General features: G+C 69.1%; 11 protein-coding genes. 7 read left to right on the forward strand and 4 right to left on the reverse strand.

What is annotated here, in order from left to right; genetic code table 11:
• Positions 1 to 148 precede the first annotated feature (148 nt).
• From Q8O26_RS04130 to mazG, 7 genes are all read left to right on the forward strand, one after another.
• On the forward strand, positions 149 to 1,342 hold the full coding sequence (locus Q8O26_RS04130; protein ID WP_305573763.1) for a D-alanyl-D-alanine carboxypeptidase family protein: 1,194 nt from the start codon (positions 149 to 151) through the stop codon (positions 1,340 to 1,342).
• On the forward strand, positions 1,339 to 2,004 hold the full coding sequence (gene tmk / locus Q8O26_RS04135; RefSeq protein WP_305573765.1) for a dTMP kinase: 666 nt from the start codon (positions 1,339 to 1,341) through the stop codon (positions 2,002 to 2,004). Before Q8O26_RS04130 ends, tmk begins: the two co-directional genes overlap by 4 nt.
• Complete coding sequence (locus Q8O26_RS04140) at positions 2,001 to 3,050, forward strand: DNA polymerase III subunit delta' (RefSeq protein ID WP_305573766.1); 1,050 nt, start codon at positions 2,001 to 2,003, stop codon at positions 3,048 to 3,050. The genes tmk and Q8O26_RS04140 overlap by 4 nt, the downstream gene beginning before the upstream one ends.
• Before the next feature lie 23 nt (positions 3,051 to 3,073).
• Positions 3,074 to 4,618 carry a methionine--tRNA ligase gene (metG, locus tag Q8O26_RS04145; protein WP_305573767.1) on the forward strand — a complete coding sequence of 515 codons (1,545 nt, stop codon included), beginning with the start codon at positions 3,074 to 3,076 and terminating at the stop codon, positions 4,616 to 4,618.
• Positions 4,618 to 5,412, forward strand: coding sequence for a TatD family hydrolase (locus Q8O26_RS04150; RefSeq protein WP_305573769.1), 795 nt, complete (start codon positions 4,618 to 4,620; stop codon positions 5,410 to 5,412). The genes metG and Q8O26_RS04150 overlap by 1 nt, the downstream gene beginning before the upstream one ends.
• A gap of 7 nt (positions 5,413 to 5,419) precedes the next feature.
• The gene (locus tag Q8O26_RS04155) at positions 5,420 to 6,220 is read left to right on the forward strand and encodes an MBL fold metallo-hydrolase (protein WP_305573771.1); all 801 of its coding nucleotides are present in this window, start codon (positions 5,420 to 5,422) and stop codon (positions 6,218 to 6,220) included.
• A gap of 198 nt (positions 6,221 to 6,418) precedes the next feature.
• Positions 6,419 to 7,279, forward strand: coding sequence for a nucleoside triphosphate pyrophosphohydrolase (gene mazG / locus Q8O26_RS04160; protein ID WP_305573773.1), 861 nt, complete (start codon positions 6,419 to 6,421; stop codon positions 7,277 to 7,279).
• Positions 7,280 to 7,286: 7 nt separating this feature from the next.
• Here mazG and hflX read toward each other — a convergent pair whose 3' ends face one another.
• The 4 genes from hflX to Q8O26_RS04180 form a co-directional block, all read right to left on the reverse strand.
• Positions 7,287 to 8,648: a GTPase HflX gene (gene hflX, locus Q8O26_RS04165; protein ID WP_305573951.1), complete on the reverse strand. Its 1,362-nt coding sequence runs from the start codon at positions 8,646 to 8,648 to the stop codon at positions 7,287 to 7,289.
• Positions 8,649 to 8,674: 26 nt separating this feature from the next.
• A complete protein-coding gene (gene hfq, locus Q8O26_RS04170) occupies positions 8,675 to 8,926 on the reverse strand; it encodes an RNA chaperone Hfq (protein ID WP_305573776.1) in 252 nt (83 codons plus the stop codon).
• 163 nt (positions 8,927 to 9,089) lie between these two features.
• Positions 9,090 to 9,947 (reverse strand): D-amino-acid transaminase, encoded by an 858-nt coding sequence (locus Q8O26_RS04175; protein ID WP_305573778.1) that lies wholly within the window; start codon positions 9,945 to 9,947, stop codon positions 9,090 to 9,092.
• 142 nt (positions 9,948 to 10,089) lie between these two features.
• The gene (locus Q8O26_RS04180) at positions 10,090 to 11,457 is read right to left on the reverse strand and encodes a sigma-54 dependent transcriptional regulator (protein WP_305573780.1); all 1,368 of its coding nucleotides are present in this window, start codon (positions 11,455 to 11,457) and stop codon (positions 10,090 to 10,092) included.
• Positions 11,458 to 11,461: the final 4 nt, after the last annotated feature.

Below are 11,461 nucleotides of genomic sequence, written 5' to 3' on the forward strand. Positions count from 1 at the left end.
CCTTCGCGCCGCCGCGCGCCCAGGCTCCGGCCATCGCCGCCATGCCGGGCGGCGCCCCGGTGCGCGCCGCCCTCGGCTTCGGCTCGCTGTACTGATCCGCCTTGATTTCACCCGCGCCCCGCCCCATCCATGGGGCGGGAGGACGACCGTGACCAAGCCGCGACTCGGGTTGATGCAATGTGCCGCCGCCGGCCTCGTGGCGCTGGCCCTCGTGCTGGCACCGCCGGCGCGCGCCCAGGACAATTTCCAGACCACGGTGCGCAACGCCATCCTCGTCGATGTCGGAACGCAGTCGGTGCTGTTCGAGAAGGCCGCCGACGAGCTCCAGGCGCCCGCCAGCCTGGCCAAGCTGATGACACTCGCGGTGATCTTCGAGGAGATGCGCCAGGGACGGCTGCAGGCCGACCAGGAGATCGTCATCAGCCAGGACGCCTGGCGGCGGGGAGGGGCCCCGTCGCGGACCTCGTCCATGTATGCGGCGGTCAATTCCCGCGTGAAGGTGCAGGACCTGCTGCGCGGCGCCATCATCCAGTCCGGCAACGACGCGACGATCGCCCTCGGCGAGGCCGTGTCAGGCACCGAGGCGAACTTCATTCCGGTGATGAACTCGCGGGCGCGGGCCATCGGCCTGACCCAGTCGGTGTTCCGCAACACCACCGGCCTGCCGGATCCGGAACAGCGCACGACGGCGCGCGAGGTGGCGCGCCTCGCCGACCACATCATCCGCACCTATCCCGAGCACTACGCGCTCTACAGCGAGCGGGAGTTCACCTGGGGCGGCATCCGCCAGCAGAACCGCAACCCGCTGCTCGGCACCTATAACGGCGCAGACGGCCTGAAGACCGGCTATATCGAGGAGGCCGGCTTCAACCTCGTGGGCTCGGCGGTGCAGAACGGCCAGCGGCTGATCGTCGTGGTGATGGGCGCCCGCTCGCTGCAGGAGCGCTCCAACGAGGCGCGCAAGCTGCTCGACTGGGGCTTCCGCTCCTTCGAGCTGCGCGACCTGTTCCAGGAGCAGGAGGCGATCGGCGAGGCCGCCGTCTTCGGCGGTGCCCAGGGCAGCGTTCCCGTCACCGCCGGCAAGCTGGTGCGTCTGCTGCTGCCGCGCGGGCAATCGGACCGGGTGACCGCGCAGATCGTCTATCGCGGGCCACTGCGCGCACCCGTCAGGCAGGGAGCGGAAGTCGGCCACCTCCGGGTGATGCGCGGCTCGCAGATCGCCCTCGAGGTTCCGGTCTTCGCCGCCGCCGATGTCGAGACCGGCACGCTGACCCAGCGCGCCATGCAGGGCGCCTGGGAACTCGCAACCGGCTGGATCCGGCCCGGGGCGGCCCGGCCTTGAGCGCTCCAGCCAGGGCCCGCGGACGCTTCATCACGCTGGAGGGCGGGGAGGGAGCCGGCAAGTCGACGCAGGCGCGCCGCCTCGGCGCCTTCCTCGAACAGCGCGGCCTCGACGTCGTCATGACCCGTGAGCCCGGCGGCTCGCCCGGCGCCGAGATCCTCCGCCATGTCCTGCTCTCCGGCGGCGCCGCGCCCTTCGGACCCGAGGCCGAGACCATGCTCTTCGCCGCGGCCCGCCGCGACCACCTCGCCGTCACCATCCTGCCGGCGCTGGCGCGTGGCGCCTGGGTGATCTGCGACCGTTTCGCCGATTCCACCCGCGTCTATCAGGGCCATGCCGGCAAGGTGCCGCTCGACGTCATCATGGCGATCGAGCGCGTCACCGTCGGCGAGAACCGGCCGGACCTGACGCTGATCCTCGATCTGCCGGCCAAGGTCGGTCTGGCGCGCGTCGCCAGCCGCGGCGAGACGACCGACCGGTTCGAGAAGGAGGGCATCGCCTTCCACAACAAGCTGCGCGCCGGCTTCAAGGCCATCGCCCGCGCCGAACCCGAGCGCTGCCGGCTGATCGATGCCGGCGGCGAGGCCGACGTCGTCGCCGAGGCCATCCGCGAGGCGGTGACCGCGCATTTCGGCCTCGGCGCCCGGCTGGTGGCGTCATGATCGCGGAAATCGCCGCCGATCGCCTCGACGGCGCCCCGCATCCGCGCGAACGGCAGGTGTTGATCGGCCATGGCGACGCCGAGCGGGAACTGCTGACGGCCTATCGCGGCCCGCGCATGCACCACGCCTGGCTCATCGGTGGTCCCGAGGGCATCGGCAAGGCGACGCTCGCCTATCGTTTCGCCCGCTTCGTCCTCGCCCATCCCGTCGGGGCGGCGGTGCCGGCGGAGCAGCGGGATCTCGCGGTTCCCGCCGACCATCCCGCCGCCAGGCGCATCGTCGCAGGCTCCCACCCCGACCTGCTCGCCCTCCGGCGCATCGCCGAGGCCGGCAAGGAGAAGATCCCGCAGGACATTTCCGTCAATGCCATGCGCGACATCGTCCGCTTCTTCGGCTCGACGGCGGGAGAGGGCGGCTGGCGCATCTGCATCGTCGACGCCGCCGACGACCTCAACCGCTCCAGCGCCAACGCGCTGCTGAAACTGCTGGAAGAGCCGCCGCTGCGCTCGCTCTTCCTGATCGTCGCCCATATGCCCGGGCGGCTCCTGCCGACGATCCGCTCGCGCTGCCGGACCCTGCCGCTGCTGCCCCTCGGCGAGGACGAGATCGCCGCCGGCCTGCAGACCTTCGAAGACATCCGCCTGCCGGCGGACGAGGCGGGGCGCATCGCGGCGCTCGCCGACGGCAGCCTGCGCCGGGCGCTCGAGATCGTCGAAGGCGGCCAGGAGGGCTTTGCCGGCGAGGTCGAAAGGCTGCTCGCGAGCCTGCCGTCGGCCGATCCGCTGGCCGTCCACGGGCTCGGCGACAAGCTCGCCCGGCGCGACGACGGCCTGTTCGAGCTCTTCCTGCGCATGGTCTTCGCCCACCTGCACCGGCAGGTCCTGGCGGAGGCTGGCGAGGGGGCACGCCGCCTTGCACCCCATGCCGAGGTATGGGAGAAGGTCGAGGCTACCGCGGCGCAGGTGCGCACGTTCAATCTCGAACGCAAGCCCTTCGTTTTCCAGGTTTTCGGCTGGCTCGCCGAGGCCGGCCGGCGGCGCGCCTGACCCCGAACCGTCCGAAACGCCCCATGTCGAAGCCCCGCTTCTACGTCACGACCGCCATTTCCTATCCCAACGGCGCGCCCCATATCGGCCATGCCTACGAGGTGATCGCCACCGATGCGATCGCCCGCTTCATGCGGGCGGACGGGCGCGAGGTCCTGTTCCTGACCGGCACCGACGAGCACGGTCTGAAGATGGTGCAGACGGCGGAGCGCGAGGGCCTGGCCGTGCGCGAACTCGCCGACCGCAACGCCGACCGCTTCCGCGCCATGGCGGGAGCGCTCGCCATTTCCAACGACGACTTCATCCGCACCACCGAGCCACGCCACTACAAGGCGAGCCAGGCGATCTGGGAGCGCATGGTGGCGGCCGGCGACATCTATCTCGGCGGCTACGAGGGCTGGTATTCGGTCCGCGACGAGGCATTCTACGGCGAGGACGAGACCTCGGTCGGCCCGGACGGCGTGCGCATCGGCGGGCAGGGGACGCCGGTGGAATGGACGAAGGAGGAGACCTTTTTCTTCCGCCTGTCGAAGTACCAGGACCGCCTCCTCGCCCATTACGAGGCGAACCCGGACTTCGTCGGCCCCGACACGCGGTTCAACGAGGTCATCAGCTTCGTCAAGGGCGGCCTCACCGACCTCTCGGTGTCGCGCACCACCTTCGACTGGGGCGTGCCGGTGCCCGGCGCCGACGGCCACGTCATGTATGTCTGGGTCGACGCCCTGACCAACTACATCACGGCTGCAGGCTTTCCCGACGAGACCGACCCGAAATGGGCCTTCTGGCCGGCCGATCTTCACGTCATCGGCAAGGATATCGTCCGTTTCCACGCGGTCTACTGGCCGGCCTTCCTCATGTCGGCCGGCATCGCCCTGCCGAAGCGGGTCTATGGCCACGGCTTCCTGTTCAACCGCGGCGAGAAGATGTCGAAATCGCTCGGCAACGTCGTCGATCCCTTCGCCATGGCGGAAGCCTATGGCGTCGACGCCATGCGCTATTTCCTGCTGCGCGAGGTCGCCTTCGGCAATGACGGATCCTATTCGCACGAGGCGATCGTGGCGCGGACCAATGCCGACCTCGCCAACGATATCGGCAATCTTGCCCAGCGCTCCCTCTCGATGATCGCCAAGAACTGCGACGGGGTGCTGCCGACGCCCGGCGCCTTCACCGCTGAGGACGAGGCGATCCTCGCCGCCGCTGAAGGCATGCTCGCCATCTCGCGGGAGGCGGTTGGCAGCCAGCAGCTTCACCGCTGGCTCGAGGCGGTCTGGGCCGTGGTCGGCGAGGCGAACCGCTACTTCGCCGCACAGGCGCCCTGGGCGCTGCGCAAGACCGATCCGCCGCGCATGGAGACGGTGCTCTATGTCACCGCCGAGGTCATTCGCCAGGCGGCGATCCTCGCCGCGCCCGCTATTCCGCTCGGCGCGCCGAAGCTGCTTGATCTCCTCGCCGTGCCGGAGAATGCACGCGATTTCGCCGCGCTCGCCACCCGGCTGAATCCGGGGACGGTGCTGCCGCCGCCGGCCGGGGTCTTCCCGCGTTACGTCGAGCCGGAGACGGCGGCCTGATGTGGGTCGACAGCCATTGTCATCTCGATTTCCCCGATCTCGCCGCCGACCGTGACGGGCTCATCGGCCGTGCCGTCGCGGCCGGCCTCCAGTCCATGGTGACGATCTCCACCCGTGTCCGCCGCTTCGACGGCATCCGCGCCATCGCCGAGGCCCATGAGGGCATCTGGTGCTCGGTCGGCACCCATCCGCACAATGCCCACGAGGAGCTCGACGTCACGGCGGAGGAGCTCGTGGCGCTGGCGGACCATCCCAAGGTCGTCGCCATCGGCGAGGCCGGCCTCGACTGGTTCTACGACAAGTCGCCGCGCGACGCCCAGGAACAGGGTTTCCGCACCCATATCGCCGCGGCGCGGCTCTCCGGCCTGCCGCTGGTGATCCATGCCCGCGAGGCCGACGCAGCGGTGGCGTCGATCCTGACCGAGGAAATGGGGAAGGGGGCCTTCAAGGCTGTCCTGCACTGTTTCACCGGCTCCCGCGACCTCGCCATGACCGGCATCGAGCTCGGCCTCTACGTGTCGTTCTCGGGCATCGCCACCTACAGGAGCGCCGCCAATCTGCGGGAGCTGGCGGCCGAACTGCCGGCGGATCGCATCCTGGTGGAGACCGACGCGCCCTATCTCGCGCCGGGCAAGTTCCGCGGCAAGACCAATGAGCCGTCCTATGTCGTCGAGACCGGCCGGGTGATCGCCGAGGCGCGCGGCGTCACGCCCGAGGCAATGGCGCGGCAGACCACCGAGAATTTCTACCGCCTCTTCGCCAAGGCCGATTCCGGCCTGCGCCTCACGGCTTGAGCCGGCCATGGCGCTGACCCTGACCATCCTCGGCTGCGGCTCCTCCGGCGGCGTGCCGCGGGTGGCCCAGGGCTGGGGCGCCTGCGACCCGTCCGAGCCGCGCAACCGGCGGCGGCGCTGCGCCATGCTGGTCGAGCAGACCGGCCCCGAGGGCGTCACCACCGTCCTGATCGACACCGGACCAGACCTGCGCGAACAGCTCGTCCAGGCCGGCGTCACGCGGCTCGACGCGGTGCTCTACACCCACGACCATGCCGACCATACCCACGGCATCGACGACCTCCGGCCGCTGGTTCTCGCCATGCGGCGGCGCATCGTCGCCCATGCCGACGAAACCACGGCCGGATCGCTGCGCGAGCGCTTCGGCTATTGCTTCGCATCACCACCGGGCAGCGACTATCCGCCCATCGTCGATCTCGCACCGTTCGCGCCGCATCAGCCGATCGCCGTCGCCGGACCGGGCGGGACCGTGACTTTCGTGCCGTTTCCGGTGGAGCACGGCGCCGGCTACCGCGCTTTCGGTTTTCGCGTCAACGAATGCGTCTATTGCCCTGATATCAATCGACTTCCCGACGAGAGCGCCGGCTATTTCGACGCTGCCGGAACGGTGATCCTCGACGCGCTGCGCTACACGCGCCATCCGACCCATTTTTCCGTCGACGAGGCCCTGGCGGTCATCGCGCGGCACAGGCCGGAACGGGCCGTCCTGACCAACCTGCATTCGGACATCGATTATGCGACGCTGGCGGCGCGGCTGCCGGCCGGTATCGTGCCGGCCCATGACGGCATGGTCATCCAGACGGGTTGATCGGATCGCGGCGGCGTTCCGCCGACACCCGGGACCGCGTAAGACCGCATTCTGAGGAATGTCGACATTCCATAATATGTCTTATGCGAATCAAGTGTGGGCCCAAGCTGGCGCCGGACACCGCCCCTGGCCAAGACTTGTGGATGGCCCCTCCTGCGCGCTTGCTATCGATGGCCCGTCCCCGCTCAGACTGAGCCCATGACAACCGTGCCCCAGACGCCGACCCCTTCCGACGACATCGCCGATCTCGTGGCCATCATGGCCTGGCTGCGGGAGCCTGGCCGCGGCTGTCCCTGGGACCTCGCGCAGACCTTCGCGACGATCGCGCCCTACACGATCGAGGAGGCCTATGAGGTGGCCGATGCGATCGAGCGCAGCGACTTCGCCGATCTCAAGGACGAACTCGGCGATCTCCTGCTGCAGGTCGTCTTCCATGCCCGCATGGCCGAGGAGCAAGGGCTCTTCGCCTTTCCCGACGTCGTCCGCGCCATCACCGATAAACTGATCCGCCGTCACCCGCATGTCTTCGGCGGCGATCGCGACGTCAGCCCGCAGGCGGTGAAGGGCCTGTGGGAGAGCATCAAGGCCGAGGAGAAGCGGACAAAGGCGGCAGAGCGGCTGCGGCTGGGCCTGCCGGCCGCGCCGGCGGCAGGGGTGCTGGCAGGCGTTCCGACCGCCCTTCCCGCCCTGACCCGCGCCCTGAAGCTCCAGGCCAAGGCCGGCACGGTCGGGTTCGACTGGAACGATGTCGACGCCGTGCTCGCCAAGATCGTCGAGGAAGCCAGCGAGATCGTCGCGGCGCGGCGCGACGGCGCTGGGCACGCGGCCGTCACCGACGAGGTCGGCGACCTGCTGTTCGCCGCCGTCAATCTCGCCCGCCACCTCGACGTCGATCCGGAAGTGGCGCTGCGCGGCACCAATGCCAAGTTCGAGCGCCGCTTTGCCGCCATCGAGGCGGCTCTCGCCGCCGAGGGCCGCGGGCCGGCCGAGGCTTCGCTCGCCGAGATGGACGCCCTCTGGGACGAGGCCAAGCGGCGCGAGCGGGCCGCCGGCACCTGACGGCGCCTCAGGCAGTTCGCGCCAGTCGCCGTTCCAGCTGGTCGCGTTTGGCCGGGGCGATGCGCAGCGTGACCTGCGTGTCGCCGCTGTCGAGAGCCCTGCGCTCCTCGACCTCGGCGTTCTCGTGGATCCAGTGCAGCGTGCCGCCGTCGGCCGCATCGACCGTGACGGTCAGGCGTTCATGGGCGGCGCGCAGCTTGTCCTCCACGGCCGCGAGCAGACCGGGCAGCCCCTCTCCCGTCACGGCGGAGACGAAGTACGGGCGATGCGCCTCGTCGTGGCGGGCCGCACGGTTCAGCGCCGCCTCACGGGCCGGCGCGTCGAGCAGGTCGACCTTGTTCCAGACCTCGACGAGGGTCCGGCTGACCGGGTCGACGCCGAGATCGTCGAGGATCGCCGCGACATCGGCGGCCTGAGCCTCGGTGTCGCCGTGGCTGACGTCGCGCACATGCAGGATGACGTCGGCCTCGATCACCTCTTCCAGCGTCGCCCGGAAGGCGGCGACGAGCATGGTCGGCAGGTCGGAGATGAATCCGACCGTGTCCGACAGGATGGCCTTGGTGCCGTGCGGCAGCCGCATCTGGCGCAGCGTCGGGTCGAGGGTGGCGAAGAGCAGGTCCTGCGCCAGCACCCCGCCGGTGGTCAGCGCATTGAACAGCGTCGACTTGCCGGCATTGGTGTAGCCGACCAGCGCGATGATCGGATAGGGCACGCGCCGCCGGCTCTCGCGGTGCAGGCGCCGGGTGCGCGTCACCTGTTCCAGCTCGCGCTCGATCCGCATGATGCGATCCTGGATCATCCGGCGGTCGGCCTCGATCTGCGTCTCGCCGGGACCGCCGAGGAAGCCGAAACCGCCGCGCTGGCGCTCCAGATGGGTCCAGGAGCGGACGAGCCGGCTCTTCTGGTAGCTGAGATGGGCGAGTTCGACCTGCAGCGCGCCTTCCTTGGTGCGGGCGCGGCGGCCGAAGATTTCGAGGATCAGCCCGGTGCGGTCGACGACCTTGGCCTTCCACGCCTTTTCGAGGTTGCGCTGCTGCACCGGCGACAGCGCGGCGTCGACGAAGACAAGACCGGCATCATGCGCCGTCACGAGACCGCCGATCTCCTCCACCTTGCCCTTGCCGATGAGCGTGGCCGGCCGCGGCGTGTTCAGTCCGACGGTGACCGTGTCCATCACCTCGAGATCGATGGCGGCGGCGAGGCCGACGGCCTCGTCGCGGCGTGCCTCGACGGTGCGGGCGGGGCCGTCGGCCCCCTCGCCTCGCCGCGGTCCGGTCATCACCGGCACGACGACCACGACACGCGTCGGCTCGCCGCGCGGCTCATCGCCGTCGTGCTGAATGGTGCTGATGATATCGGGGCGGCGTATGTCCAACAGGGCCTCGTCGAATGAGCTCAGCCCTTGTCGCCGTCTCCGTCCTGCGGATCGAACAGCTGGACCGGCGCACCGGGCATGATCGTGGATATGGCGTGCTTGTAGACCAATTGCGAGTGGCCGTCCCGGCGCAGCAGGACGCAGAAATTGTCGAACCAGGTCACGACACCCTGCAGCTTGACGCCGTTGACCAGAAAAATCGTCAGGGGAATCTTGTGCTTGCGCACGTGGTTGAGAAAGGTGTCCTGGAGGTTCTGAGTTCGTTCCGCCATTGTCTTTTTCCGTTGTTGCCGCGGACTCACAGGTGCCGCGAAGGTTTATGGACCGGCCGGGCCGGTCGGGCTTTTTCTTGTCGTCGCCATTTAAGGCCGATCCTCCCGCAGCGCACAAGCGAAAGTGTCGTCACAGCCGCGTGTCTCGCGGCACCCTCGCCTCTCAGGCGATCTCCGCCACCTCATGGAATTTCGAGCGCAGTTCCGTGGCGATCGACCCCGGCGCACCGTTGCCGACCGGCCGGCCGTCGATCTCGACGATCGGCATGACGATCGTCGTCGCCGAGGACAGGAAGGCCTCGCGGGCGCCCTGCGCCTCCTCGATCGTGAACTTGCGCTCTTCGATCCTCAGGCCCTCGCGCGCGCAGAGATCGAAGATCGTCGTGCGGGTGATGCCCTTGAGAATGCCGGTATCGGCGAAACGCGTCACCAGAGCACCGTCCTTGGTGATGATCCAGGCATTGGTCGAGGATCCCTCGGTAACGAACCCATCCTCGTCCACCAGCCAGGCCTCGTAGGCGCCGGCCTCGCGTGCCGTCTGCTTGGCGATGCAGTTGGGCAGCAGGCCGACGGACTTGATGTCGACGCGCTCCCAGCGGTTATCGGCCACGGAAATGACCTTGACGCCCTTGGCGGCGCTCGCCTCGCCCTTCGACGGGTCGATGTTCTTCGCGGTCACGACCAGGGCCGGCGGCGTGCCTGGCTTGGGAAAGGCATGATCGCGCCGCGCGACGCCGCGCGTCACCTGCAGGTAGACGAGGCCGTCGCGCACCCGGTTGCGCCGCACCGTTTCCCTCAGGACCATGCCGAGCGGGCGGCGGTCCATCGGCATGGCAATGCGCAATTCGCCGAGCGAGCGCTCGAGCCGCTCCATGTGGCGCGTCTCGTCGACGAGCCGCCCGCCCCTCACCTCGCAGACCTCATAGACACCGTCGGCGAATTGGTAGCCGCGATCCTCGATATGAACGGCGGCCTCGCCATGCGGCACATAGCTTCCGTTGACATAGGCGACGCGGGACATGCGGCGGCTCCTCGAAGCACGTTGGACAAAACTGCGCCTGCGGATCCTGCCGCATTGCAGCGCCAATGTGCCATGGTTCGCCCGGCACGCGAAACGCGCCGGAGGCGGCAGCGACGCAAGGCCGCCCTGCCGAAATCGCTGATCACTCCACCGACAGCGCCTTGAGCTTGCGGTGCAGGGCCGAGCGCTCCATGCCGATGAATTCGGCGGTGCGCGAGATGTTGCCGCCGAACCGGTTGATCTGGGCGGCGAGATATTCGCGCTCGAATGCTTCGCGCGCCTCGCGCAGCGGCAGGGCCATCAGATGTTCGCCACCCTGCCCCGTCGGCATGGACGGCGCTGCGGCGCCGACATCCGGCGGCAGCATCGAGACGGTGACCACGGCGTCGGGATCGCCGCCGGCGAGGATCAGCACGCGCTCGATGTTGTTGCGCAGCTGGCGCAGGTTGCCCGGCCAGTCGTGGGACTGCAGCACCGCCATGGCGTCGTCGCCGATCCGGCGGCGGGGCAGGCCGGAAACGGTGGCCAGCTGCTCGACGAAATGATCGACGAGCTCGGGAATGTCCTCGCGCCGTTCGGCAAGGGACGGCACCCGGACGGGCACCACGGCGAGGCGATGGAAGAGATCCTCGCGGAAGCGCCCCTCGGCAATGTCGGCCTGGATGTCGCGGGCGGTCGCCGAAACGATCCTGACGTCCACCTGGACCTTCGCGGTGCCGCCGACCCGCTGGAAGCTCTGCTCGACGAGAACGCGCAGGATGCGGTTCTGCGTCTCGCGCGGCATTTCCGCGATCTCCTCGATGAAGAGCGTGCCGCTATGCGCCTCTTCGAGCGCGCCGACCTTGCGGCCCTGGGCGCCGTCGGTCTCGGCGCCGAACAGCTCGATCTCCATGCGATCGGGCGTGATGGCCGCGGCATTGATCACCACGAAGGGACCACCGGAACGGGTGGAGGTCGCGTGGATCGTGCGGGCGGTGAGTTCCTTGCCGGCGCCCGACGCGCCGAAGATCATGATGCGGCTGTTGGTCGGCGCCACGCGCTCGATCGTCTGGCGCAACTGGTTCATTGCCGAGGAACGCCCGATCAGCCCGGCCGCCTGCCCCGAGATCTGCCGCAGCTCCTTGATCTCCCGGCGCAGCCGCGAGGTTTCGATCGCCCGTTCGGCGATCAGCACTAGGCGGTCGGCCTTGAAGGGCTTCTCGATATAGTCGTAGGCGCCGCGCTTGATGGCCGAGACGGCGGTCTCGATGTTGCCGTGGCCGGAAATCATGACGACCGGGACGTCGGGATGGCGCTCCTTGACGACGTCGAGAAGCTGCAGGCCGTCGAGCCGGCTCCCCTGCATCCAGATGTCGAGGAAGACGAGGTTCGGGCGCCGCGCCTCGATGGCCGCCAGCGCCTCGTCGGCATTGCGGGCCGTTCGGGTGCGATAGCCCTCGTCGTCGAGAATGCCGGCGACGATGTCCCGGATGTCCGCCTCGTCGTCGACAACGAGAATGTCCCCTGCCATGCGT

Source organism: Phreatobacter sp. (genome assembly GCF_030691135.1).
Lineage (GTDB): Bacteria > Pseudomonadota > Alphaproteobacteria > Rhizobiales > Phreatobacteraceae > Phreatobacter.